Genomic DNA, 25360 nt, shown 5'->3' with positions numbered 1-25360 from the left:
GCTCGTTACAGGAGAGGGCAAATATGTCAAGGACAGTGGTGGTCGGCGCCTCGAGCGGACTCGGGCGATGCATAAGCGTCGGGCTGGCGCAGCGCGGCGATCAGGTCGCCCTGCTCGCGCGGCGCCGCGAGCGCATCGAGGCCGCCGCTCAGGAGGCGGGATCGGGCGCGGTCGCCATCGAATGCGACGTCACCGACGAGGCGTCGTGCCGATCGGCGATCGCCGCCGCCGCGGCGGCGCTCGGCGGGATCGACAACCTGGTGTACACGCCGGCCATCGGCCCGCTCGTGCGCATGGTCGACACCGACGCCGACACCTGGCGGCGCGTCTTCGACACCAACGTGATCGGCGCCGCGCTGGTGACGGCGGCGGCGATGCCGCACCTAACCGAGTCGGCGGGGAAGGTGGTCTACCTGGCCTCCGACGCCGGCACCTTCGGGCCGCCCTGGCCGGGGCTCGGCGCGTACGGCGTCAGCAAGGCGGCCCTCGAGCGGCTCGTCGAGGCATGGCGGGCCGAACACCCCGACGTCGGCTTCACCAACCTGATCGTGGGCGAATGCGCGGGCGGCGAGGGCGACGGCCAGACGGGCATGAACATCGGCTGGGACATGGACCTCGCCATGCAGGCCGCCCCGCTTTGGGCCTCCCGCGGCTGCATGCCCGGCAAGCTGATGCCCGTCGAGGACCTCATCGACGTGGTCCACACCATCCTGCGCACCAACTCCTCGACGTCGATGCCGGTCGTGGTCGCCCGGGGCGCGCCCGCCGCCCCCGCGGCGTTCGCGGACGCCGCCCAGTCCTAGCGGCGATCGCAAGCGCGGCTTAGCCGGGCGTGGCGGGTCGCCGCCGTCAGCGCAGGCCTAACTTCTCCCGGACCAGGTCGGTCAGGAAGCGGCCGGCCGACGCGGGCCGGAAGGCGCGCGCGGCGTCGGTGAGCGCGTCGCGGGAATCCGCGGGCAGCTCGATGTCGGCGGCCGCGACGTTGAACTCGAGTTGCTCGACGCTCGACGCGCCGGGAATGGCGACGACGCCCGGAAGGTGGATCAGCCAGGCCAGCGCCACCTGCGCCGGCTTGGCCCCGACCGTGGCGGCGACGTCGCGCAGCGTCTGCAGCAGCGGCTCGATGCGGCGCAGATTCTCGGTCCCGAACAGCGGGTTCACCGCCCGCACCCCACCGGGGCGGTTGTCCAGGCCGTACTTGCCGCCCAGCAGCCCCTGGGCCAGCGGGCTGTAGGCGATCACGATGCGGTTCTCGCGCTCGGCGAAGGGCACCAGGTCCTCGACCGCGCCGGCATGGGCGAGCGAGAAATGCACCTGGTTGCTGATCACCGGCCGCCCCAGCGCCGCGTCGGCCTTGCGCCAGCGCGCCAGCGAGTAGTTCGAGACGCCGGCCGCGCCGATCTTTCCGCCGTCGAGCAACTCGCGCATCCCCGGCATGATCACCGAGTCCGGCACCACGGGGTTGGGTTGATGGATCTGGTAGAGCGGGATGCGGTCCAGACCCAGCCGGCGCGCGCTGGCGCGCTCGCGCTGCTTGACCACCGCGGGGAACGGGGCCACCGGGAAGACCTTGCTGGCCACCGCGACCTCGGCGCGCTCGTCGCCGAGCGCCTCGCCGAGGATCCGCTCGCTCTTGCCCAGGCCGTACACCTCGGCGGTGTCGAACAGCGTGACCCCCAGGGCGCGGGCCCGGCGGACGATGTCGCGCGCGGCGCCGGAGGCGTAACCCTCCCCGTAGCCCCACTCCCGCGACCCGAACTGCCAGGTGCCCAGGCCGATTCGGCTGACCCGGCCGACCCCGTCGACGTCCAGATATTTCATGGGGCCCACCCTACTGGGGCGCCTCAGCCGGGGATCTTGTTGAGCACGAAGTTGGCGATGCTCACGGCCGTGGTGCGGGGGCGGTCGGCGTCGGTGGTGCCGCTGTAGGACACGTAGAGGTCGACGACGACGTTGGCCTTGGCCGCGATCGCGCGGGCGGAGCGCACCTGCAGCCCCTTGGGGGTCAGCCCCAGCGTGGTGATCCCGTTGCCGGCATCGGCCGGCGGGCTCACCGCGAACGGAATGGCGCCGGCCTCGGGGATCGTCACGCTCACGGTCGTCCCGCCGCACTGCCGCCACCCGTCCTGCAGCTTCTGCAGTTGCGACTGGGCCGCCGGCCCGTCGCGAAACGCCGCCGCGGCGTCGATCACCTGGACCGACTTCAGCAGGCTGCGGGTGTCGGAGAATTCGGCGGCGTGGTAGCCGAACAGGGCGTCGACGCTGTACGCGTCCGGGGTCCCCGGGGCGATGGCGCCCCAGCACTCCGGACGGTCGATGGTGCCCTCCCGGTCGGAGCGGGCCGGATGGTCCCACGTCTGGCCGGCCTCGAGGTTCTGGTCATCGGTGATGGTCTTCAGGTCGCCGACGCTGGGCAACAGCGTGGCCACGCCGCCCGGGGCGACCGTGGGACCCGGCGGCGCCGCGGCCGTGGTGGCCGGTGCCGCCGTCGGGGCCGGGCCGGACCGAAACGCGGCCAGGGCGGCCCAGCCGAGCAGCGCGAGCACCACCAGGGTGACGAACGCATACGACAGCACCACCCCCGCCAGCGCGCGGCTTCGGCCGGGCTCGCCGGTGCGGCGGATGCGTGCCAGCGCCAGGTGTCCCAGGACCGCGCCGACGGGCGGGGAGAGGAACGCGAACACCAGCGATTGCGTCGCCAGCGTGTTGACGGGCGGGCGGGACGACGGCGGCGGTGGCGCGGGGACGGGTGGCAGCTCCACCGGCGGCGGCGCCGGCGGCACGCGGCCGAGCGGGTCGTAACTGAACGGGCCGTACGGGCCATACCCGAGCGGATCCTGAGGATTCACGCGGCGGCCTCCTCCTTAGCCTGCGACCCTGCCGCGAATGTAGTCCGTCGGAAACGAAAACGGCAGTTCCTACAAGGCGACGTTTGAAGAATTGGGCATCGGGTACGCGCGCGATGTGGGTTTTCTCGTCGAGTCGTGGCCAGAAAACTGGCACCGCAGCAGGATGTTTCGAATATTGTCCCTCGGCGGCTACGTCGCCTTCGACTTACCCAGGCTCGTAACGGGTTTGGGCGCCGTCCTGCTCGCCGGCATCGCCGGCCTGCACGGCTACCTGATGTACGTGGTGGCCGAGCAGGACGGCCTGCCGGCGGCCTTCGTGGTGTACGCCGTCGTGGTGATGGCGGCGTGCCTGCTGGCCGCCGCCAGCATGGGCTTCGGTCGCAATCCCGCTGTGACACAAGCGGGTTGGTTTCTCGGCAGCCTGCTCTCGGTGATCATTCTCTGCGTTGACGTCGCCACGCGGATCGCCAGCCTGCCCGGCATGACCACCGTCACCGGGCGGTGGGACGTCGCGCCGGCGACGTTCGCGCTCGCGTTCGCGGGCGCCTTCATCGGACTGCACGGGTCGGTGCTGCTGGGCATCAACGTCGCCCACCCGCGGCGGCAGCACTGGGAGGATTGAGCGGGGGGGCATTAAATGACCGAGATCGTGCTCGACTACCCGGCATGGCTGCGCATCGACCACTGGCTCAACGTCCTGTTTCTGACGTTGTTGCTGCGCAGCGGCATCGAGATCCTGTCCACCCACCCCAAGCTGTATTGGCGTGAGGACAGCAAGCCCGGCACCGAGTGGGCGCGCTTCACCACCAAGACGATGCCGACCGACAAGCTCTTCGACACCCTCGACGAGGAGGAGGACTACAGCCCGCTGGTGGCGCTGCCCGGTCACAAGAAGCTCGGCATGGGGCGGCACTGGCACTTCATCTCGGTGATCGGCTGGGTCCTGGTCGGGCTGTCGTACTACATCCTGCTGTTCGCTACGGGCCAGTGGCACCGGTACTGGCCCCAGTCGTGGGCGACGTTCGTGGAGGCCGGCAACGACGTCCTGACCTACATGACGTTCAACCTGCCCCCGCTGCTGCCCAACGAACCGCTGGACGCCATCCAGAAGCTGACCTACGCGGGCGTCATCTTCCTGCTGGCGCCGTTCCAAATCCTCACCGGCGCGGCGCAGTCCCCGGCGATCGAGGCCCGCTTCCCCTGGTTCGTGCGGGCCTTCGGCGGGCGGCAATCCGCGCGCAGCCTGCACTTTCTCGGGCTGGTCGCGTTCTTGGTCTTCATCGCGATCCACGTGTCGATGGTCTTCTTCTGGGGCTGGGGCCAGCTCAACTCCTCGATGATCCTGGGCTCGGTCCGCAACGTCACCCTGGGCACCGTGTTGTCGTTCGTGATCATCGGCGCGATCGTCGCCATTCACGTCGCCGCCACGGTGTGGAGCCTGCGCCGGCCGGTCCAGGTCCGCCGCATCCTCGGCGCCGTCATCACGCGGGCCCGGCTGCTCCTGCTGCGCCCCCTGGACTCGCGACAGGACTATCCGGAACGGATGCTGTCGGAAGAACACCGCGTCAACGGCAAGCCGCCGTGCTCGGCCGAGTACAAGGTGATGGCGGTGCACAACTTCGTCGACTGGCGGCTGCGCGTCGGTGGGCTCGTCGAAGAGCCGGTGACGCTGGACCTCGCCGCGCTGCGCGCGCTGGCCGACGCCCAAAGCCAGCGGGTGCTGCACAACTGCGTCCAGGGCTGGTCGAGCATCGGCGAATGGACGGGGCTGCCGCTGGCCGCGCTGGCGGACCTGGTGCGCCCGCTGCCGCAGGCGCGCTACGTGTGCTTCCTGACGATGCAGGACACCGGGCGCGACGAACCCAGCGCCGAGGGGGAGGGGCAGTTCTACGAGGTGATGGATCTCGAACTGGCCTACAAGCCGCAGACCATCCTGGCGTACGAGATGAACGGAAAACCGTTGCCGATCAAGCACGGTGCGCCGCTGCGGCTGCGGGTCGAGACGCAGGTCGGCTTCAAGATGGCCAAGTGGATCAACCAGATCGAGTTCATCGACGACCACCGCGGCATCGGGTACGGCCTGGGCGGCTGGCGGGAGGACAACGTCCACTACGACAAGGACGTGGAGATCTGACATGAGTGACGACGACACCCTGGTGCGCCCGGAGCTGATCGCCCTGTACCCGGCGGCCCGCGACCGGGTGTCGGCGCAGATCGCGGCCAAGGGTGGGCACTGCGAATGCTGCGGGGCGACGGACTTCGACGTCGGCGACGCCCTGTATCTCGGCTTTTTGTTCCTCGACGAGGATTCCGACGCCTACATGGTCGGGCTGACCTGTCGCAACCCGGACTGCGCGAAGCCGCGGGCCGGAATCGTGTTGGCGGAGAGGGATTTCCTCAGCGACGGGGACGGAAGCGTTTCGCCCTGGCGGGCGGGCGGTCGGTGAAATCGGGCTGGGCGAGCCGGAATCGATCGATCAGGTGCGACAGCGTGCGCAATTCGTCGCGCAACGCGTGAAACCGGCGCTCGTCCGCCTCGTTGAGCCGGCCCAGCGAGCTGTAGTGCACCAGCCGGCGCAGCCGACCCGCCAGCACCGTGCCCCACCTGATGCTGAAGTCGTAGCGTTGTCCTTCGCTGATCGCCTCGGCGTCGTCCTGTTGGGCAAGTTCCTTGAGCGCCTTGATCTGTTGGGTGATCAGTTCGACGTCGTTGTCGATGTCGATCGCCGCGCGGGTGGGGTTTTGTGTTGCGCTCATCGGTTTCTCCTAACCCTCGCAGACGCTCACAGATGCGGCTTGGCGACGCTGATCACGTAGGGCGCGCCGGCCAGCGTGAGATAGACGCGGTGCGGCCCGATGGCCATGCCCGACGGGTGGGCTCCCGCGGCGTCGCCGGGCAGCGCGGACCGGTAGTCGATGACGCGGATCACCGGGATCTTGCGGTCCGCAAAGCCGGTGAAGCTTGCCGTCTCGAGCACCACCACCTCGCGGTCGGTGGCGGCGTAGATCCGGGTGTCGTCGGTGCCGAGTTCGCGGATCGGCGCGGGCAATTGGGCGCTGGCCAGCACCTCCATCCCCCTGCCGCCGCGGCGCGAGTCGACGGCGTACAGCGTGCTGCTGTCGTGTCCGGCGATGTAGTTGCGGGTGTCCGCGGCGCCGTCGCCCGCCGAGACCGCGACGTCCATGCCCAGCGTGCCGCGCTGCTGCGGAGGCGACGTAAAGCCTTCGTAATAGCGGATTCCCGACGCCGCGTACACGTGGTAGTCGATCTTTCGCCCGCGGTTGGCGCCGTCGATGGCCTCCGCGGGATCGTCGGGAATGGGCGCCGTCGGCAACTTAGGGAAGCCGTACTGGTCGACCGGCGTGACCGCCGTCCCGTCCGCCGACAGGGCGAGCAATATCCGCATCCCGGCGTCTTCGGCCAGGTAGGCCGGGGCCGGGCCGGCGTCGAAATCGTTGACCTGGCGCAGGCTTTGGAGGTCGACGGAGGCGACGCGGCCACGCTCGGGCTGCGGCACGAACACGACCCGGTCGTCCTTCTGGCTGATCTGCAGGTTGCGGCCCACCGCCATGGGCGCGGACAGGCGCGTCGTCGCGTCGTCGGGGCGCGCCCCCTGGCTGACCTCGGCCAGCCGGTGATCGTCGGTGATGGCGACCAGGGCGTTGGTGCGATAGGACCACACGGGCTGGCGCAGGGCCGCCCCGACCGACCACAACACCACCGCCGGCGCGCTCTCCAGCGTCGATCCCGGCGTCGCGCAACCGGCCGCCACGGTGACGGCGCCCAGAGCGCCGGCCATCGCCACCCGCCACCCCATCGCTGTCGTCCTTTCAAACCTGGGCGTTTTCCGGATGATTACCCGAATCGGCCCACCTCACACGTGTTTTTCCGGCCACAGCGCGTGGCCCGTTTGGTGGCCGGGGCCCCCGGGTAGCCGCTGGAGAGCGCGCAACAGCCCGCGCGCTCAATTGAAACCAAATGGCTTTGGGAGGGACATCATGGCGCAGCACGCCATCAAGTCGCCCACCGATGTGGTCGACTTCCTTGTCAGTCAGCACGAGCAGATCAAGTCGTTGTTCGCCGACACGCTGTCGGCCTCGGGCAAAGAGCGGGAGAAGTCGTTCCTCGAACTTCGCCGGATGCTGGCCGTGCACGAGACCGCCGAGGAGGAGGTCGTTCACCCGCGGGCCAAGCGGAAGATCGCCGACGGCGGCGCGGTGGTCGACAAGCGACTGGCCGAAGAGCACGAGGCCAAGACGGTCCTGCAGAAGCTGGAGAAGCTCGACGTCGACAGCGAGGAGTTCACCCGGCATCTCACCGAGCTGCGGGATGCCGTTCTCGATCACGCCCAGCACGAGGAATCCGACGAGTTCGCCAAGCTGGGCGAGCAATTGAGCGACGACGAGCTGCAGCGGATGGGCCGCGCCGCCAAGCTCGCCGAGGCGATCGCGCCCACCCGGCCGCACGCCGGCGTCGAGTCGCAGATGGCCAACCTGACCGCCGGACCCTTCGCGGCGATGCTCGATCGGGCCCGCGACGCCATCATGGGAAAGGGCTGACGCGGCGTTTCACGCCGAGGTCCAGGGGTATGCCCGGGGACATGACGTCCCCGGGCTGCGCCCGTCTTAAGGCTTGACTCATGGCGACCACCAAGCTCAGCGCCGCGCGGTATGTGCCCGAGGATCGCGGGCTCGAGGCGCTGCAAGCCGCGGCCGACCGTTGCCACGGCTGCCCCCTGTACGCCGATGCCACCCAAACGGTTTTCGGCCACGGGCACCCGGGGGCGCCGCTCATGCTGGTGGGTGAGCAGCCGGGGGACCAGGAGGACCGTGCCGGCCTGCCGTTCGTCGGGCCCGCGGGCCGCTTGCTCGCGCGGGCGCTCGAAGACGCCGGCATTGACCCGGCGCTGACGTATCAGACCAACGCCGTCAAGCATTTCAAGTTCACCCGCAAGGGCGGCAAACGGCGGATCCACCAGAAACCGAGCCGCACCGAGGTGGTCGCGTGCCGGCCGTGGCTGATCGCCGAGATCGAGGCGGTGCGGCCGCAGGTGATCCTGTGCCTCGGTGCGACCGCCGCGCAATCGCTTCTGGGAGCGGCGTTTCGGGTGTCCGCCCAGCGCGGCGAGGTCCTCGGACTGCCCGGCACGGTCGAGGTCGACCTGGAGCCGGAGCCGGTCGTCGTCGCGACGGTGCACCCGTCGTCGGTGCTGCGCGATCGCAGCGATTCCCACGACGAGGCGTACAAGTCATTCGTCGACGATCTGCGCAGCGCCCGGACCGCCTCCGCGCAGTGAGCCGGGCGCCCGGACCGTTTGGGCCAGGACCTGCGCGACGTGCATCGGGCGGCGGTCGGGGGCGAGGCCGCGGATCTGGGTGCGGCAGCTGAACCCGTCGGCCAGCACCAACGCGTCGTCGTCGGCGCCGCTCAACGCCGGGATCAGCTTGTCCTGCGCGCACGCCACCGAGATGTCGTAGTGCCCCTTCTCGAAGCCGAAATTGCCCGCCAGGCCGCAACATCCGGCGTCGAGGACGTCGACGTCCAGCCCCGCATCGCCGAGCAGTTCGCGCTCGTGGGTGTAGCCCAGCACCGCGTGTTGATGGCAGTGTTGCTGGACGACGGCGCTGCCCCGCAGCGCGGCCGGCTTCCAGTCCGGCGCCTTGGCCGCCAGCAGGTCGCCGAGGGTGTAGGTCTGGTCGGCCAGTCGGTGCGCGTCCTCGTCGCCGTACAGCAGTTCGGGCAGGTCCGAGCGGAACACCGCGGCGCAGCTGGGTTCCAGCACCACCACCGGGGTGCTGGTCCGCAGCGCCGGTTTCAGCGTCGCAAGGGTGCGCCGCAGAACGCGTTTGGCGGTGGGGAGTTGGCCGGTGGAGATCCACGTCAGCCCGCAGCACACGGTCCGGTTCGGCACCTCGACCTCGAAGCCGGCCGCCTCCAGCACGGCGACGGCGGCCTTGCCGACGTCGGGTTCGAAGTTGTTGACGAAGGTGTCCGGCCACAGCACCACCCGCCCCCGCGGTGCCGCCGCGGCGGCCGCGGGCCGCTGCCGAAACCACGCGGTGAACCGTTCGTCGGCGAAGCGCGGCAGCTCGCGTTGGGTGTCGATGCCGCCGGCCTTCTTGAGCAGCGTCGACAACGCGGGCGCGTGCGCGACGGCGTTGAGCGTGCGCGGCGCCACCGCGGCCAGGCGGGCCCACAACGGGATCCAGCCCATCGAGTAGTGCGCCATCGGCCGGAAGCGGCCCCGATAGTGGTGGAACAGGAACTCGGCCTTGTAGGTCGCCATGTCGACGTTCACCGGGCAGTCGCTGCGACAACCCTTGCAGGCCAGGCACAGATCCAGCGCGTCGTGCACCTCGGTCGAACGCCAGCCGTCGGTGATGACGTCACCCTGCACCATCTCGAACAGCAGCCGCGCCCGGCCCCGGGTGGAGTGTTCCTCCTCGCCGGTGGCGCGGTAGCTGGGGCACATCACGCCCGACTCGTGCCCGCGGCACTTGCCGACGCCCACGCAGCGCGCCGCGGCGCGCGAGAAACGGTGGTCGTCGTCGGGGTAGGCGAACAGGACCTTCGGCTCGGCCGGCCGATAACCCGCGCCGTAGCGCAGGTTCTCGTCGAGCTTGTACGGGTGGACGACCTTGCCGGGGTTCATCCGGTTGTCGGGATCGAACAGCGCCTTGGTCCGCTCGAAGGCGCCCACGATGCGCTCGCCGAACATGATGGAAAGCAACTCACCGCGGGACTGGCCGTCGCCGTGCTCGCCGGACAGCGAGCCGCCGTAGGACACAACCAACCGGGCCGATTCTTCGGCGAACGAACGGTATTTGGCGATGCCTTCGGCGGTTCGCAAGACGAACGGGATCCGGGTGTGCACGCAGGCCTGGCCGAAATGCCCGTAGAGCGAGGCACTTCCGTAGTCGTAGCGGTCGAGCAGCCGGCGGAAGTCACGCAGGTAATCGCCCAGCCGATCCGGCGGCACCGCGGCGTCCTCCCAGCCCTCATGGGTCTCGGGCTCGTTGGGCGGATACGCGGTCGCGCCCAGCCCGGCTTCGCGGGCGGCCCAGACCTCCTTCTTGCGTTTGGGGTCATCGATCACCGTGGCGTCCGTATATTCCCCTTGCAGAGCGTCGATCATCGACTTGGCCTTGCGATCGGCCTCGTCCTGGTCGTCGCCGTCGAACTGAACCATCAGCCAGGCCTTGCCGTCCGGCAGCTGGCGCAACGCCTTCTCGGCCAGCCGCCGCGAGTGCTCCAGCTCCACCAGGCGGTGGTCGAGGCCCTCCAGGGCCGAGGGGTTGTGCTCGAGCACCGCCGGAACCGCGTCGGCGGCGCAGAAGACGTCGCCGAAGCCCAGGACCGCCAGCGCGGTGGCCCCGGGGATCCGCACCAGCGACAGCTCCGCGCGCAGCACCGTGACAAGCGTGCTCTCCGAACCGACCAGCGCCTTGCCGACGTCAAAGCCGTTCTCTCCCAACAGCGAATCGAGGTTGTAGCCCGACACCCGTCTGGGAATCCGGGGGTACTTCCGCCGGATGTCGTCGGCATATTCGTCGGCGATGTCCTTCAGGCCGCGATAGATCTCGGCCCGCCGGCCGCCCTGGCCCATGATTCGCGCGTACTCGTCGTCGTCGGTCGGGCCCACCCACATCCGCAGCCCGTCGTAGGTCAGCACCTCCATCCGGCGCACCGAATCGACCATCTTGCCGTATGCCTGGGCGCTCGAGCCGCAGGAATTGTTGCCGATCATCCCGCCGATCGCGCAACTGACGTGGGTGGACGGCTTGGGTCCGACCATCCAGCCCGACGACTGCAGGTGGTCGTTGAGCACGTCGAGCTTGATGCCCGGCTCCACCACGGCGACACCGGCTTCGGTGTCGACGGACTGAATCCGGGTGCAGTACTTGGTCCAGTCGATGACCACCGCCGCGTTGCAGGACTGCCCCGCCAGGCTGGTGCCCCCGCCGCGGGACAGGACCGGGACGTCGTGCCGGCGACACGCGGCGACCGCGTCGACCGCGGCTTCCGGCGTGCGCGGCACGACGACCCCGATGGGCACCTGCCGATAGTTCGAGGCGTCGGTGGAGTAGGTCGCGCGCGAGCCCGGATCGAACCGAACCTCACCGTCGACGCCGGCACGCAGATCGGCGGCCAGCGCCTCGAACAACGTAGGTGTGTGATTTCCCGTCATTTCCCCGGGTCACCCCGTCAGCTCTTCTTGTGCGGCAAGAACTCCTGCGCCTTGGTTTTCAGACCCACCTTGACGAAGCCGACCCGGTCCTCGTCGCCGGACAGCACCGCCGCGGTGGCCGCCTTGAACTGATCCCAGGTGGCGTGCGGCGGAATCGGTGGCATGTCCGGGTCGGTGTAGACGTCCAGCACCGTGGGACGGTCCGCGGCCAGCGCGCTGCGCCAGGCGTCCGCGAGTTCGTCGCCGTCCTTGATGGCCATCGCGTTCAGGCCCAGGCTGGCCGCGAATCCGGCGAAGTCGATGTCCGGAAGGTTCTGGGACTCCGCGAATTTCGGGGAGCCCGCCATCGCGCGCATCTCCCAGGTGACCTGGTTGAGGTCGTTGTTGTGCAGGATCGCCACGATCAGCCTGGGGTCGGCCCACTCCTGCCAGTACCGCTTGATCGTGATGAGCTCGGCCATGCCGTTCATCTGCATGGCGCCGTCACCGGCGAACACGATGACGGGGCGCTCCGGGTGGCCGAACTTCGCGCCGATGCCGTACGGGACGCCGGGGCCCATCGTCGCCAGGGTGCCCGACAGCGACCCGCGAATGTTGCCGCGGAACCGCAGGTTTCGCGCATACCAGTTGGCCGCCGAACCGGAATCCGCCGTGACGATCGCGTTTTCGGGCAGCAGGGGGGACAGCTCGGAGAACAACCGCATGGGGTTGATCGGGTCGGCGCTGACCTTCGCCTCCATCTCCATGGTTTCCCACCAGCGCGACACGTTGGACTCGATGGTGTCGCGCCAGCTCCGGTCGTCCTTGCGCCGCAGGTGCGGAATGAGGGCCCGCAGCGCGGCCTTCGCGTCGGAAACCAGGTTGACCTCATAGGGGTAGCGCATCCCGATGAACCGGCCGTCGACGTCGATCTGCACGGCGCGGCACTGCCCGAACTCCGGCAGGAACTGCGTGTAGGGGAAGCTCGACCCCACCGTGAGCAGAGTGTCGCAGTCGCGCATCAGCTCGTAGCTGGGCCGGGTGCCCAGCAACCCGATCGAGCCGGTGACCCAGGGCAATTCGTCGCTCAACACGTCCTTGCCCAACAGCGCCTTGGCGGCCCCGGCGCCGAGCAGGTCGGCGACCTCGATCAGTTCGTCGCGGGCCCCGGCGGCGCCGTTGCCGACGAGCATCGCGACCTTCTTCCCGGCGTTGAGCACCTCGGCCGCGCGCTGGATCGCCGCGTCGTCGGGGGAAACCGCCGGCCACTCGATGCCCAGGCTGGAGGGCACCATCTTGAACGCGTGGGTGGGTGGCGAGTACGGCAGCTCCTGCACGTCGGACGGGATGATTAGCGCCGTCGGTGCGCGCTGGGCCAGAGCCACGCGGATGGCCCGGTCCAGCACGTTGGGCAATTGCTCTGGGACAGTGACCATTTGGACGTAGTCGCTGGCAACGTCCTTATACAGGCTCATCAGGTCGACTTCCTGCTGATACGACCCGCCCATCGCGCTGCGGTTGGTTTGCCCGACGATCGCCACCACCGGGACGTGGTCGAGCTTGGCGTCATAAAGACCGTTGAGCAGGTGGATCGCGCCGGGGCCCGACGTGGCCATGCAGATCCCGACCCGATCGGTGAACTTGGCGTAGCCCACCGCCTCGAACGCGCTCATCTCCTCGTGCCGCGACTGGATGAACATGGGCTTGTTCTCGGCGCGCCCGAACGCGGCGAGGATGCCGTTGATGCCGTCGCCGGGATACCCGAATACGTGCTCGACGCCCCAAGTCCTCAGCCGCTCCAGCAGGTAGTCCGAGACCTCTTGCTTAGACATTGATTGCCCTCCTAGTCAGAAAAGATGGGGTGTCGTTTGGCCGCGCATCGGCGTGTTCGCCGCGCCGAACCGAACCAGACCCCGGATCGCCATGGGTTCGACTTTCCGGGCAGCTTTCCGAGCAGCGCTGTCGCGCGTGCGTCGGCGCACAAATTCCCGCATACCCGAATTCGGGATCGTTATTCCTGCCTCCGTCGGCCGGCATCAGAACCCGCGGGGCGCGCCGTTTCCCAGGTACCCCAGCCCCGCGGCCCGCACGGTGGCCGGGTCGAGCGTGTTGCGGGTGTCCAGGACGAGCGCCGACGGCGCGTCCCGCGCGATGGCGTGCCAATCGAGGCCGCGAAACTGCGGCCACTCGGTCAGCACCACGATCGCCTCGGCGGCCTTGGCGGCGCGATACGGGTCGTCGACGGCGGTCACCCGGGAGTGGTGCAGCGCGGTGGGATCGAGGTGGGGCAGTTGCGGGTCGTATCCCATCACCTGGGCGCCGTCCTCGGCGAGTTGCCGGCAGGCGGCCAGCGCGGGGGAGTCGCGGGTGTCGCTGGTGGCCGCCTTGAACGTCAACCCCAGCGCGGTGATCCGGCAGCCGGCCAACGGCCGGCCCAGCCGCTGCCGCAGCGCCGCGGCGATCCGCCCCGCCTGCGCGGTGTTGGTGCGCCGCGCCGCGTCCACCTCGACGAACGCGATCCCGTGCCGGCGCGCCGTGTGCAGCAGCGCGGCGGTGTCCTTCGGCAGGCAGGAGCCGCCCCAGCCGGGCCCGGGGCGCAGGAAATCCGGACCGATCCGCCGGTCTGCGCCCATGCACCCGGTGACGTCGTCGATGTCGGCGCCCACCCGGGCGCACAGCGCGGCCAGCGAGTTCGCATAGGAGAGCTTGACGGCGAGGAAGGCGTTGCAGGCGTACTTGGCCAGCTCGGCGCTCTCCGGGCTCATCCGCAGCACGGGCTCGGCGCCCAGGCCGTAGGAGCGTCGCACCGCCCGCGCCGCCGCCTCGTCGTGGGTGCCGATGACAAGCCGGTCGGGGTGCCGGAAGTCGTGCACGGCCCGGCCCTCACGCAGGAACTCGGGGGTGGAGACGACGCGAATGCCCTTGTCGCTCAGGCGCTCCGCCATGGCCGACGTGGTGCCGACGGGCACGGTGGACTTCAGCGCCACGATGGCGCCGGGCGCCAGGACCTCCCCGAGCCGGTCGACCACCGAGCGCACGGCGCCGAGATCCGCGCGCCCGTCGTCGGCGCTGGGCGTGGGAACGCAGACGAACACGACGTCGCGGCCGGCGAGTTCGCCGAAGTCGGCGGTGAAGCGCAGCGTGCCGCGGGCGAGCCCGTCGCGCAGCAGCTTTGGCAGTTCCGGTTCGTCGATGACCGGGATGCCGGCGGCCAGGCTGCGCACCCGTTCGGGGTCGATGTCCACGGCCACCGTGTCCAGGCCCGCCGCGGCCACGCAGACCGCGGTGGTCAATCCGACGTAGCCGGCGCCCACCACACCGACGCGCGGCCCGTCAATCATGCCGTCTCCTCGAGGATTTGGCGGCTGGCCGCCAGCACCCGGCCCACCGTGATCAACAGCAGCCCCTCGTGCGGTGTGTCGGCGTGCGGGTCGCCGACGCCGCCGGCCCACAGCGCGGCGTGCGGGGCCGGCCCGCGCGGCCCCCAGCGGGCCGGGGCGGTGGGGCCGAACAGCACCACCGACGCGGTGCCGGTCGAGGCGGCCAGGTGCGCCACCCCGGTGTCCCCGCAGATGACCAGGCGGCTGTCGCTGATCAGGGCGGCCATCGCAGTCACGTCCAGCAGGCCGGCCACCACCGCCGTCCGCGGCAACCGGGCGGCGCGGGCGACCTCGTGGGCGAGGCCGAATTCGGCGGCCGATCCCGTGATCACGATCTCGTGTCCCTCGTCGCGCAGCGCCGCGGCCACCGCCGCGAACCGGTCCGGCGGCCATTGCCGCGCCGGCGCCGAGGCCCCGGGATGGATCACCACCGCGCCGATGCGGTCGGGGTGCACCGACGGTCGCGGCAGCCGCACATCGTCTGCCTCGCAAGGGATTCCGGCCCACTCCAGCAGGGCGCACCAGCGCTGCACCTCGTGCACGTCGGTGCGCCATGGCGGCCCCGCCAGGGCCGGATGGCGGTGATGGCAATGGGTGAGCACGGCCTGCGGCCGCCAGGTGAGCAGGTGGTCGATGCTTTGCGGCCCGCACCCGTGCAGGTTGATCGCCAGGCCCGGCGGCTGCGGCAGCTCGTGCAAATCGCCCAGGCACGCGGTGGGCAGCACGTCGTCGATCGCCCCGGTCAGCAGGGCGAGCTCGCGATACCGGGAGGGGGCGGCCAGCGTCACCCGGGCCGCGGGGTAGTGGCGGCGCAGCCCACGCAGGGCGGGCACGGCCGTCAGCAGGTCGCCGAGCCCCAACGCGCGCAGCACGACGATGGTGTCGGCGTGGGGATCGGCCTTCAGGCCTATGGCCACGACGACTCCGTCGAGGCGCAGACGACCATTTCGCGCAGCTCGCAGCCGGCGGGCTGACAGAGGGCGAACAGCACGGTCTCGGCGACGTCGCCCGGCGCGTTGAGCTTGGCGTCCGGCGGCGGCTTGTACTGGTCGGGCCGCCCGTCGAAGAACGGGGTGTGCATGCCGCCGGGAATCAGCAGCGTCACGCCGACCTCCCCGGCGAGTTCTGCCGCCAGCGCGCGGGTGAAGCCGACGACCCCGAATTTGGAGGCGCAGTACGCGGTGGCGTCCCCGACCGCCTTGATGCCCAGCGTCGAGGCGCAGGTGACGATCCGCCCACCGCTGGCCCTCAGATACGGCAGGGCGGCACGAACGACCGAGGCGGTGCCGATCAGGTTGACGGCGATGACCTGTTCCCATTCCTTGGCCGGCACCTGATCGAGCGCGCCGCAGGAGTCGATGCCCGCCGCGGTGAACACGCCGGTGATCCGGCCGCCGACCCGCTCGGCCAACGAGTCGACGGCGCTGGCCACCGCGCCGGTGTCGGCGAGGTCGGCGGCCGCGTACGGGATGTCCGCCGCCGGCGGGTTCTTGTCGATGACCAGCGGCACGCCGCCGCGCCGGGCCACGGCCGCGACGGTGGCCGCGCCCAGTCCGGAGGAGCCGCCGGTGATCAGGACGCCTTCGAGCGATTGTGCTGTCACATCAAGACCTTTCGGTGAGTTCGCGGGCGGAGGTCGCCGCGGCGATCAAACGGGAGGAGGAGTAGCCGGCCACGGTGGGCAGGATGATCACGGTGCCGCCGTGGCGCCGCACGGTGTCGCTCTCGGGGAGTTCGGCGGCCGCGTAGTCGCCGCCCTTCACCCAGATGTCGGGGCGCAGGGTGTCCAGCAAGCGCTCGGGCGTGGGCCCGTCGAAGATCGCCACCGCATCGACGCAGCCGAGTGCGGCCAGCACGCGCGCCCGGTCGACGTCGCGCATCACCGGTCGCCCGTCGCCCTTGAGCGCGCGCACCGACTCGTCGGAGTTGACCAGGACGATCAGCGCGTCGCCGAGCTCGCGGGCCTGCCGAAGCAGCCGCACGTGCCCGGTGTGCAACAGGTCGAAGCACCCGCCGGTCGCCACCACGGTGCGGCCGGCGCGCCGCAGCCGTTCGGCCAGCGCGATCGCGTCGACCGCGGTGGTGTCCTCGAGTTGCGTTGCCGCCGAGACGATGCCGGCGTCGCCGCCGGGGACGGGCGTCGACACCGCGGCGGCGCCGCCGGCGGCGACGAACCGGGCGGCGTCGGCGACGGCGGTTTTGACCGCCGCCACCGGGTCGGCGCCGCTCGCCAGTGCGACGGCCGCGGCGACGGCGAAGCGGTCCCCGGCGCCGCACACATCGGCGGCGTCCTGCGGGGTTCCCTCCGGGATTCCGACGTGGCACGCCGCCAGCCCGTGCGCGTGCACGCGTGCGCCGTGGACCCCGCGGGTGATGCACACTGCGTGGGCGGCCCACTTGCGCAGCAGCACCTCGGCGGGGTCACACCCGGGCTGGTCGCAAAAGTGGCGCGCCTCTTCGGCGTTCGGGGTCACCAGCGCGCAACCCGCCACCGGCGGGGCGCCCCGCGGGTGCGGGTCCCAGACCAGCGGCACCCGGGATGCCACGCCGCCGAGCGCCTCCCGGATGACGGGCAGCGCGGTCACGCCCGCGCCGTAGTCGGCGACGCAGATCGCGCCGGCGCCGGCCAGGGCCGCCTTGGCCTGCGCCGGGAGCGGACGATTCACCGGGGCGCCGTCGCCCCGGTCGAGCCGCAGCATCGACTGGCCGCGCGCCCGGATCCTGGTCTTGGTCACCGTCGTTCCGGACATCGGCAGCGCCAGCACCGTGACCCCCGCGGCCGCGAGCAGGGCGCGCAGCTGCCGGCCCGCGTCGTCGGAGGCGATGCCGGTGATCAACACCACGGCGGTCTCGGTCCTGGCCGCGAGCAGGGCCGCCAGCCCGGCCCCGCCCGGCCGTTGTACGAGCCGTTCGGCGTCGACCACCGGCACCGGAGCCTCGGGGCTCAGCCTCGTGGCCGAGCCCAGGACATCGACGTCGAGGATCGAATCCCCAACGATGACAAGAGGTTTGGCCGTCATGACGGTTGCTCGCTGAGCAGCACGTCGTCGAGGGCCATGCACAGGCCGTGAATCAGCATCAGGTGGATCTCCTGCACGGTAGCCGTGGTCGCGGCGTCCACGCAGATGGCCTCGTCGCACATGGCGGCAAGCACGTTGGGCTCCGGGCCGGTCAGCGCCCAAGTCACCATGCCCACGTCGTGGGCGGCCTTGACCGCGGCCAGCACGTTTCGGCTGCTGCCGCTGGTGGACAGCGACACCAGCACGTCCCCGGGCCGACCGTGCGCCCGCACGCCGCGCGCGAACATCTCGTCCTCGCCGTAGTCGTTGGCGATCGCGGTCAGCGCCGACGTGTCGGCGTGTAAGGCGATGGCGGACAGCGGTATTCGCTCCTCGCGGAAGCGGCCGACGATTTCGGCGGTGAGGTGCTGCGCCTCCGCGGCGCTGCCGCCGTTGCCGCATGCGAGCAGGCGGCCCCCGGTCATCAGCACCCACGCCAGCTGCCGGCCCCAGCCGCGCAGCCGGTCCGCCTCGGAGCTGGTGCGGCCCACCGCCTCTCGCAGCTGGTCGAAATGCGTTTCGATCATTGCTTTACTCCTCTCGCCCTGCCCGCCCTACCGCGGCGAGCAGCTCGGCGTCGGTGATGTGGTCCAGGCAGGGGTGGCCCGGCACCGGGCAGACCCGGGCGCGGGTGGCCCGACAGGGTGCCTGCTGGTCGCCGAGCACCGTCACCCGGCGCCCGAAGGGGCTCCACTGCTCGGCCGGCACCACGGGTGCGAACAACGACACCACCGCGGCCCCGACGGCGGCGGCCAGGTGCGCGGGGCCGGTGTTGGGAACCACCACGACCTCGGCCGCGGCGAACACCGCCGCCAGTTCGGCCCAATCGGTGTGGCCGCCAAGGTCGATCGCGCGGTCGCCGGCGACGACGGCTGTGAGCGCCGCCTCGTCGGGTCCGCCGGTGACCACGACGCGATGACCCGCCCCGGCCAGCGCCGCCACCATGGCCGCGCCGCGTTCCGCGCTCGGCCGGCGGGCCGGCACCGCCGCCCCCGGGTGGAACACCACGAACCGTTCGGCCCCGATCCGGCGCGTCAGCCGCGGCGGCGGCGGGCCGACCGCGCGGATCCGCAGCGCCCCGTCGTCCGCGGCGGGCAGCGAGCAGCCGGCCGCCTCGGCCAGCGACAGCGCGCGCCGGGGCTCGGGGATCCCGGGCGGCACCCGGTGCCGCAGGTCGAGCAGGGTGCCGGGGTAGTCGGTGCAGATCGCGCCCACCCAGCCGACCGACGCCATGCGGCACAACAACGCCAGCGGAAGCGGGGACTGGTGAAACGACGTGAAGATGTAGACCCGCGAGGGCGCGATGTCGCGCAGCTGCTTGATGAGCGCCTCGGCGTGGGCGGCGGTCAGCTCGGGCGAGTCGAAATCGACCCAGGGCGCCTGCCATTCGACGATCTCGTCGACGCCGACGAGCAATTCGGCGGCGTCGCGGCCGCGCGGTCCGACGAGCATCACCACCCGGTCGTGGGCCGCGGCCACCGCGCGCACCGCCGGGCCGGTGATCACCACGTCCCCGGCGCTGTCGAGGCGGGCCACCACAGCGGTGTTCAATGCCGTGCGGGCTGCGGCGCTCACTGGCACTCCCGCAGCACCAAAGACACGGCGTCACCGAGGTTTTGGGCCACCCGCGCGTGGGCGCGCGCGTGCCGGACTTCGCCGGGCAGCGTGCGCGGGGTCGGCACCAGCACGGCCCTGGCGTCGGCGGCCAGGGCCGCCGCCACGTCGCCCCCGGTGTCGCCGATCAGCACGCACCGCGCGGGGGGCACCGCCAGAGCCCGCGCCGCCGCCAGCACCATCCCGGGTTGCGGTTTGCGGCAGCCGCAGCCGTCCGCCTCGCCGTGCACGCACACCTGCCACGAGTCGAACGGCCCGAGGACCTGATCGACCCGGGCGTTGACGGCGGTGAGCTCCTCGGGGCTGATCAGCCCCCGCGCCACCCCCGACTGGTTGGTCACCACCGCCAGCAGCAGGCCGCGCCGGCGCAGGCGGTTCAGCGCCCGCCTGGCGCCGTGGGTGGGCCGCACGCCGGCCGGGTCGTTGAGGTAGGGCTCGTCGACGATCAGGGTGTCGTCGCGGTCGAGCAGGACCGCCAGCGGCGGGTCGCGCCGGGCCCGGCGGAACGCCCACTCGCCGGCCAGCCGGTGCGCCACCGCGACCGGCGGGATCAGGGCGCTGCTCAACGAAAGTCGAAGCGCCTGGGCGCCCGACCGCGGGCCGCCGCGCCAGCGCCGGACCGCGAACTCCGCGGTGAGCGCGAGCCAGGCGGCGGCCGCCACGCGAGCGACCGGGCCGCGGCGGACCAGCGCGGCGACGAGGGCAACGCCGCCGGCCGCCGTGGTGGCCACGTGCGCCGGCATCCGGCCCGGCCCCTCGCCGATCTTGGCCCGCCAGGACCGGCCGTGCTTGCGACGCATCAGCGCGTTGTCACGGTTGCCGACCTGGGCGCGCACGCTGGACCGCCAGGTCGCGGGGGCGACGGGATGGGTGCAGCGACGGGCGCCGCGCACGATCCGCCCGCCGGCCTCGGTGATGCGCAGCGCCAGGTCGGAGTCCTCGCGGTAGGCGCGCGGAAACCGCTCGTCGAACCCGCCGACGGCCACCAGCGCGTCGCGGCGATACGCCATGTCGGCGGTGATCCACCGCGCCTCGGCCAGCCGCAAGGTGCGGCGCTCGTCGTCGGTCGGCGGCCGCGACGCCGAGACCGGCACCTCGATCACCGCCTGCGAGCCGACCGCCCCGGCCGCGTCCGCGGCCTGCAAATCGGCCGCCAGGGCCGTTTTCCAGTTGCCGTCGACGAGCACGTCGTCGTCGAGGAAGCACACCCAGCGGGCGGTGGCGGCCCGCCACCCGACGTTGCGCGCGGCGGCGGGGCCGCGCCCGCCGCTGCGCAGCACCCGAACGGGCAGGCCGGCGGGGACCGGAAGACCTCCGGACGGCTCGGGCCGGTCGTCCACCACGATCACCTCGGCGGCCGGACCGGACGCCTGTTGCAGCGCAACCAGCAAGCGGCGCAAGGAGTCCCGGCCGATGGTCGGCACCACGATGGCGTATTCGGCGGTCATCGGCGGCGCCTGACCACGTAGGGGCCGACCGCCAGCACGTCGATCGGGGAACTGCCGAACACCTCCAGGGCGTCGCGGGGGCTGTCCACCATCGGCCGCCCCGCGGTGTTGAAGCTGGTGTTGACGACGACCGGGACCCCGGTGCGCTCGGCGAAGCGGCTGATCGTCGCGTGCAGGCGCGGGTCGTCGGCGGCGTCGACGGTCTGGATCCGCGCCGTGCCGTCGACGTGGGTGACCGCGGGGATGCGGTCTCGCCACTGCTCGGCGACGTCGTGCACGAACAGCATGTACGGGCTGGGAAGCGGCCCGCGCGAGAAGATTTCGGCGGCCCGCTCGGCCAGCACCATCGGCGCGACGGGGCGGAACTGCTCGCGGCCCTTGACCGCGTTCAGGCGTTCCAGGTTGGCGGCCCGGCGCGGATCGGCCAGCAGCGAGCGGCCGCCGAGCGCCCGGGGCCCGAATTCCGCCCGGCCCTGGAACCATCCCACCAAGCAGTTGTCGGCCAGCGCGTCGCCGATCGCGGCGGCCAGATCGGGCGGCCGTTCGTAGCCGACGGCGGCCTCATCGAGCGTCGCCCGGATCTGCTCGTCCGACCAGCCGCGGCCCAGCTGCGCCGTCGGCATCGGGGCGATCGGCTCGCCGAACGAGGCGGCCAGGCTCAGCGCCGCCCCCAGCGCCGTGCCGGAGTCGCCGGCGGCCGGCTGGACCCACACCCGGTCGAAGCCGGACTCGGCGTAGATGCGGCTGTTGGCAACGCAATTCAGCGCCACGCCGCCGGCCAGGCACAGCGCGTCGCCGTCGGTGCGCTCGCGCAGCCACCCCACCAGGTCGAGCAGCACGTCCTCGACGACGCGCTGCACGCTGCAGGCGAGGTCGGCGTGCGCGGGATCGAGGCGGCCCTCGTGGGGCCGGCGCGGCGGCGCCAGCTCCTCCCACTCGATGGGCTCGGTGCGGAAACCGCCGTCGCCGCGGGCGTACACCCGCTCGGCCAGCCGGTCGGCGAAGCGCGGGCTGCCGTAGGACGCCATCGCCATCACCTTGTATTCGTCGCTGGAGCGCGCGAAACCCAAATGCTCCGTGAGGCTTTCGTACAGCAACCCCAGCGAGTGCGGCAGGGCCTGGGAGGCGAGCACGTCGAGCTTGTGGTCGCGGTAGGCGCCGGCGAGCATCGACGTGCGCTCGCCGCGCCCGTCGACCACCAGCACCGCGGCGTCCGGGTGCGGCGAGGCCAGCGCCGTCGACGCCGCGTGCGCGACGTGGTGGCGGACGTGGCGCACCACGGCGGGGTTGAGGCCGGGGACGGCCGACGCCAGGAACCGCGGGGCCCGCTCGGCGTACATCGTGCGCAGGTGCTCCCAGTCCCGGTCGAGGCCGGCCGGGTCGAGCGGCTCCTCGCGCATCAGGGTCGGGTCGTAGGAGTACCCGACGGCATCGATGTCCTCGGCGGCCAGGCCGGCGTGGTCCAGGCACCAGCGGATGGCGGCGACGGGCAGCTCCCACGTGGAGAACGGGACCGCCTGCTTGCCGTGCTTGCGCCGGGAGAACCGCTCCTCCTCGGCGGCCGCCACCACCTCGCCGTCGACCACGAGGGCGGCGGCCGAGTCGTGGAATACCGCGTTGACTCCGAGAATTCGCATCGCGCCTCCTACTGCGCCAGTCGCTCGGGGGCCGAGGCGAAACTTGAGTGCGGGTCGTGGGCCGTGCTGCGGAACCACGCCACGGTCGTGCTCAGCCCGCTGCGGTAATCGACCCGCGGCTCCCAGCCCAGCTCCCGGCGGGCCAGCGTGATGTCGGGGCAGCGGCGCTGCGGGTCGTCGACGGCCGGCGGGGTGAGCTGGATCGTGGAGCTGCTGCCGGCCAGCTCCCGGATCAGCTCGGCGACCGCGCGCACCGTCAGCTCGGTGGGGTTGCCGATGTTGACCGGCCCGCTGAAATCGCTGTGCGCCAGCGCGATGAGCCCCGAGACGGTGTCGTCGACGTAGCACAGCGATCGGGTCTGCAGGCCGGTGCCGGTCACGGTCAGCGGTTCACCGCGCAGCGCCTGGCGGCAGAATGTCGGGACCATCCGGCCGTCGTCGGGCCGCATCCCCGGCCCGTAGGTGTTGAAGATGCGGGCCACGCCGACGTCGGCCCGGCCCAGGCGGTGATAGGTGAACGTCAGCGCCTCGGCGTAGCGTTTGGCTTCGTCGTACATGCTGCGCGGCCCCACCGGATTCACGTTGCCCCAATAGCTTTCGCGCTGCGGATGCGACTCGGGATCGCCATAGACCTCGCTGGTGGACGCCAGCACGAACCGGGCGCCGGAGCGTTCGGCGATGTCCAGCGCCACCGCGGTGCCCGCCGATCCGGCGCGCAGCGTGGCGATCGGCGACCGCTGGTAGTCGGCCGGCGATGCCGGCGACGCCAGGTGGAACACGGTGTCGAAGGAGGTGCCCAGGCCGGCGGCCGCCTCGCGGTCGCAAATGTCCTGCCGCACAAAGTGATATCCGGGCCGCCCGGTCAGCCGGACCGTCGCGCCGGGTGGGCTGGTGGACAGGTCGTCGACGCTGACCACCTCGACGCCGGCGCCGAGCAGCCGGTCGCATAAATGGGCCCCCAGGAAGCCGGCGCCGCCGGTGACCAGGACACGCGAGAGTGAAAGCATCGAGTGCTCATACCCGGCGGTTTGGTGACCAAACGGCGTTTGGTGCACCGATTCCCGGGTAGCCGCACCGGTGATGGCCGCCTCGCCGGAGATCCCGTCCCGAACCTCGTTCGTCATCGCGACGCGTGACCGCTCGCAGGAGCTGCGCGCCGTGCTGCACCGACTGCTCGAAGCGGGAGAGTGCCCGATCATCGTGGTGGACAACGCCTCCCGTGACGACACCGTCTCGATGGCCGGCGGCATCGCGGCGCGTTCCGGTGGCCGGGTGACCGTGATCGCGCTGGAGCGCAACGAGGGCGCGGTGGCGCGCAACATCGGGGTGGCGCACTGCACCACGCCGTATGTCGCGTTCTGCGACGACGATTCGTGGTGGGCGCCAGAGGCCCCCGCGCTCGCCGAGGCGATCTTCGACAGGCACCCGACGGTCGCGCTGTTGGCCGCCCGAACCGTCGTTTGGCCGCAGCGCCGTGACGACCCGCTGGTGGCCGAATTCGCCGCCAGCCCGCTCGGCCGTGACCCGGCCTTGCCGGGTCCGTCGATCCTCGGCTTCCAGTCGTGCTCGGCGGTGGTGCGCAAGGCGGCGTTCGAGGCGGCCGGCGGGTTCAGCCCGATCCTGCACTTTCGGGGCGAGGAAGGTTTGCTCGCATGGGATCTCGCCGCCCACGGCTGGGATCTGTGCTTCTGCCCCGCGTTGGTGGCATACCACCAACCGTCGCCGAGCCGGTCTGGAAGCCGGGTACAGCGCGCGCGGGTGCGGCGCAACGCGCTGCTGACCGCGTGCCTGCGCCGGCCCCCCGACCGGTGGGCCAGGGCCGCGGCGAGCCTGGCGTGGGCCGCCAGCCACGACACCGCCCATGCCAGAGCGCTGCTCGAGGCCGTGGCCGCGATGCCGGCGGTGCTGCGCGCCCGGCGGCGGCTGCCCGAGTCGGTGGAGCGGTCGGTGCGGTTACTCGAAAAGCGCTGAGCCACAAGATCACCCGGAGCGGCTGCTCGGCGTGCTGACCTCGCGCCGGGCCGGCACCACGCGCTCGTAGACGCGTTCGGTGTCGGCCGCCACCCGGTCCCAGGTGTAACGCGCACCGGCGCGCTCGCGGCCCGCCCGGCCCAGCGCCCGGCGCCGGTCCCCGTCGCGCAGCAGCGGGGTGATCGCCTCGGCCAGCGCGTCGGGGTCCCGCGGCGGCACCAGCCGCCCCGTCATGTCGTCGACGACGGTGTCGCGGATCCCGCCGACGGCCGCCGCGACCACCGGCACCCCGCACGCCATGGCTTCCAGCGGCACGATCCCGAACGGCTCGTACCACGGGGTGCAGGCCACCAGGTCGGCCGACCGCAGCACGGCGGGCATCTCGTCGCGCGTGATACCGCCGAGCAGCCGCACCCGGTCGGCGACCGCCAGCCGATCGGCCAACCGCCGCAACTGCTGTGCCTCCCGGTCGCGGGCCAGGTCTTCGCGGGCCGGGCCGCCGACGATCACGAGCTCGGCGCCGGGGATGCGCGGCAGGGCGCGGATCAGCGTCTCGAACCCCTTGCGCGGCACCAGCCTTCCCACCGACACGATCCGGCCGCGGACGCCACGCGCCGCCGCGGGGCCGTCGGGGCTGAACGCGTCGATGTCGACCCCGCAGGGCACCACCGACGTGCGCGACCGGGCGCGACCCATGCGCACGAGCTCGAAGACCTCGTCGGTGCTGGTGGCCGCCACCCAGTCGGCCCTACGCGCGACCAGGGTCTCCAGCTCGATGCGGCAGTCCGGGCTGGTGTCGTCGACGCCCTGGTGCAGCCGCTTGACCATGCCCAGCGCGTGGAACGTCTGCACCGTCGGTATGCGGTGCGGCCGCGCGGCCCGCTGGGTGGCCAGGCCCGACATCCAGAAGTGGGCATGGGCCACGTCGGGCGGTTCGGCCGCCCACTGCCCGTCCAGGAAACGGCCGAACGCGAACATGTATTGGAGCAGCTGGTCTTTGGGCAACACGCGGGCCGGGCCGGCGGGCACGTGCACCACGGAATAGCCGTGCTCCGTCTCGACGCAGTCGGGTAGGCCGGGGTCGTCGCGGCGGGTGTAGACCACCACGTCGTGGCCGCGCCGGGCCAGGGCCGCCGACAGCTCGGCGACATGCACGTTCTGCCCGCCCGCGTCCACGCCGCCGAGGTGCGCCAGCGGGCTGGCGTGTTCGGAGATCATCGCGATTCTCATGCGG

The 25360-nt window shown here is 71.8% G+C and carries 23 protein-coding genes; 7 read left to right on the top strand and 16 right to left on the bottom strand.

The genetic code is table 11. The annotated features are described in order from the left end of the window. Positions 1-35: 35 nt before the first annotated feature. Entirely contained in the window at positions 36-803 is a 768-nt protein-coding gene (locus tag AWB89_RS13160; RefSeq protein ID WP_085174134.1) for an SDR family oxidoreductase, read from the top strand. A gap of 46 nt (positions 804-849) precedes the next feature. On the opposite strand, the gene AWB89_RS13155 is transcribed toward AWB89_RS13160, so the two are convergent. Further along, positions 850-1821, bottom strand: a complete 972-nt coding sequence (locus AWB89_RS13155; RefSeq protein ID WP_085174132.1) for an aldo/keto reductase — start codon at positions 1819-1821, stop codon at positions 850-852. A gap of 23 nt (positions 1822-1844) precedes the next feature. Then, positions 1845-2849: a sensor domain-containing protein gene (locus AWB89_RS13150; RefSeq protein WP_085174130.1), complete on the bottom strand. Its 1005-nt coding sequence runs from the start codon at positions 2847-2849 to the stop codon at positions 1845-1847. A 163-nt stretch (positions 2850-3012) separates the two neighbouring features. Here AWB89_RS13150 and AWB89_RS13145 point away from each other — a divergent pair, with 163 nt between their 5' ends. The 3 genes from AWB89_RS13145 to AWB89_RS13135 are packed head-to-tail and all read left to right on the top strand — an operon-like array spanning position 3013 to position 5296. Next, positions 3013-3471, top strand: coding sequence for an oxidoreductase (locus AWB89_RS13145; RefSeq protein WP_085103898.1), 459 nt, complete (start codon positions 3013-3015; stop codon positions 3469-3471). 15 nt (positions 3472-3486) lie between these two features. Further along, complete coding sequence (locus AWB89_RS13140; RefSeq protein WP_085174128.1) at positions 3487-4983, top strand: molybdopterin-dependent oxidoreductase; 1497 nt, start codon at positions 3487-3489, stop codon at positions 4981-4983. 1 nt (position 4984) lies between these two features. Then, complete coding sequence (locus tag AWB89_RS13135) at positions 4985-5296, top strand: hypothetical protein (RefSeq protein ID WP_085174126.1); 312 nt, start codon at positions 4985-4987, stop codon at positions 5294-5296. Here AWB89_RS13135 and AWB89_RS13130 read toward each other — a convergent pair. Next, complete coding sequence (locus AWB89_RS13130) at positions 5247-5606, bottom strand: hypothetical protein (RefSeq protein ID WP_085174124.1); 360 nt, start codon at positions 5604-5606, stop codon at positions 5247-5249. The genes AWB89_RS13135 and AWB89_RS13130 overlap by 50 nt on opposite strands. A 26-nt stretch (positions 5607-5632) precedes the next feature. Beyond that, entirely contained in the window at positions 5633-6667 is a 1035-nt protein-coding gene (locus AWB89_RS13125) for a hypothetical protein (RefSeq protein ID WP_085174122.1), read from the bottom strand. Positions 6668-6848: 181 nt separating this feature from the next. On the opposite strand from AWB89_RS13125, the gene AWB89_RS13120 reads away from it, so the two are divergent. Together AWB89_RS13120 and AWB89_RS13115 are read left to right on the top strand one after the other, a co-directional pair. Continuing rightward, a complete protein-coding gene (locus AWB89_RS13120; protein ID WP_085174120.1) occupies positions 6849-7409 on the top strand; it encodes a hemerythrin domain-containing protein in 561 nt (186 codons plus the stop codon). 80 nt (positions 7410-7489) lie between these two features. Then, complete coding sequence (locus AWB89_RS13115) at positions 7490-8146, top strand: UdgX family uracil-DNA binding protein (protein ID WP_085174118.1); 657 nt, start codon at positions 7490-7492, stop codon at positions 8144-8146. On the opposite strand, the gene AWB89_RS13110 is transcribed toward AWB89_RS13115, so the two are convergent. The 11 genes from AWB89_RS13110 to AWB89_RS13060 form a co-directional block, all read right to left on the bottom strand. After that, a complete protein-coding gene (locus AWB89_RS13110) occupies positions 8099-11038 on the bottom strand; it encodes an FAD-binding and (Fe-S)-binding domain-containing protein (protein WP_085174116.1) in 2940 nt (979 codons plus the stop codon). The genes AWB89_RS13115 and AWB89_RS13110 overlap by 48 nt on opposite strands. 17 nt (positions 11039-11055) lie before the next feature. After that, positions 11056-12849 carry a thiamine pyrophosphate-requiring protein gene (locus AWB89_RS13105; protein ID WP_085174114.1) on the bottom strand — a complete coding sequence of 598 codons (1794 nt, stop codon included), beginning with the start codon at positions 12847-12849 and terminating at the stop codon, positions 11056-11058. A gap of 204 nt (positions 12850-13053) precedes the next feature. Further along, complete coding sequence (locus AWB89_RS13100; RefSeq protein ID WP_085174112.1) at positions 13054-14358, bottom strand: UDP-glucose dehydrogenase family protein; 1305 nt, start codon at positions 14356-14358, stop codon at positions 13054-13056. Then, positions 14355-15314, bottom strand: coding sequence for a glycosyltransferase family 9 protein (locus tag AWB89_RS13095; protein WP_241520487.1), 960 nt, complete (start codon positions 15312-15314; stop codon positions 14355-14357). The genes AWB89_RS13100 and AWB89_RS13095 overlap by 4 nt, the downstream gene beginning before the upstream one ends. After that, positions 15305-16000, bottom strand: a complete 696-nt coding sequence (locus tag AWB89_RS13090; RefSeq protein WP_085174110.1) for an SDR family oxidoreductase — start codon at positions 15998-16000, stop codon at positions 15305-15307. Before AWB89_RS13090 ends, AWB89_RS13095 begins: the two co-directional genes overlap by 10 nt. 1 nt (position 16001) lies before the next feature. After that, on the bottom strand, positions 16002-17417 hold the full coding sequence (locus AWB89_RS13085; RefSeq protein ID WP_085174109.1) for a PfkB family carbohydrate kinase: 1416 nt from the start codon (positions 17415-17417) through the stop codon (positions 16002-16004). Next, positions 17414-17983: a D-sedoheptulose-7-phosphate isomerase gene (locus tag AWB89_RS13080; RefSeq protein ID WP_085174107.1), complete on the bottom strand. Its 570-nt coding sequence runs from the start codon at positions 17981-17983 to the stop codon at positions 17414-17416. Before AWB89_RS13080 ends, AWB89_RS13085 begins: the two co-directional genes overlap by 4 nt. Positions 17984-17987: 4 nt before the next feature. Continuing rightward, entirely contained in the window at positions 17988-19037 is a 1050-nt protein-coding gene (locus AWB89_RS13075) for a glycosyltransferase family 9 protein (protein WP_241520486.1), read from the bottom strand. Then, positions 19028-20518, bottom strand: coding sequence for an HAD-IIIA family hydrolase (locus tag AWB89_RS13070; protein ID WP_085174102.1), 1491 nt, complete (start codon positions 20516-20518; stop codon positions 19028-19030). Before AWB89_RS13070 ends, AWB89_RS13075 begins: the two co-directional genes overlap by 10 nt. Continuing rightward, on the bottom strand, positions 20515-22155 hold the full coding sequence (locus tag AWB89_RS13065; protein ID WP_085174100.1) for a carbamoyltransferase family protein: 1641 nt from the start codon (positions 22153-22155) through the stop codon (positions 20515-20517). The genes AWB89_RS13070 and AWB89_RS13065 overlap by 4 nt, the downstream gene beginning before the upstream one ends. A gap of 8 nt (positions 22156-22163) precedes the next feature. Next, complete coding sequence (locus AWB89_RS13060; RefSeq protein ID WP_085174528.1) at positions 22164-23279, bottom strand: UDP-glucuronic acid decarboxylase family protein; 1116 nt, start codon at positions 23277-23279, stop codon at positions 22164-22166. On the opposite strand from AWB89_RS13060, the gene AWB89_RS13055 reads away from it, so the two are divergent. Further along, complete coding sequence (locus AWB89_RS13055; RefSeq protein ID WP_085174097.1) at positions 23236-24126, top strand: glycosyltransferase family 2 protein; 891 nt, start codon at positions 23236-23238, stop codon at positions 24124-24126. The two genes, AWB89_RS13060 and AWB89_RS13055, sit on opposite strands and share 44 nt — an antisense overlap. A gap of 9 nt (positions 24127-24135) precedes the next feature. Here AWB89_RS13055 and AWB89_RS13050 read toward each other — a convergent pair whose 3' ends face one another. Then, positions 24136-25356 carry a glycosyltransferase gene (locus AWB89_RS13050; protein ID WP_085174095.1) on the bottom strand — a complete coding sequence of 407 codons (1221 nt, stop codon included), beginning with the start codon at positions 25354-25356 and terminating at the stop codon, positions 24136-24138. Positions 25357-25360: the final 4 nt, after the last annotated feature.

This window comes from Mycobacterium paraense (assembly GCF_002101815.1).
In the GTDB taxonomy this organism is placed as follows: domain Bacteria; phylum Actinomycetota; class Actinomycetes; order Mycobacteriales; family Mycobacteriaceae; genus Mycobacterium; species Mycobacterium paraense.
This window is presented reverse-complemented; position numbering and strand designations above follow the sequence as displayed.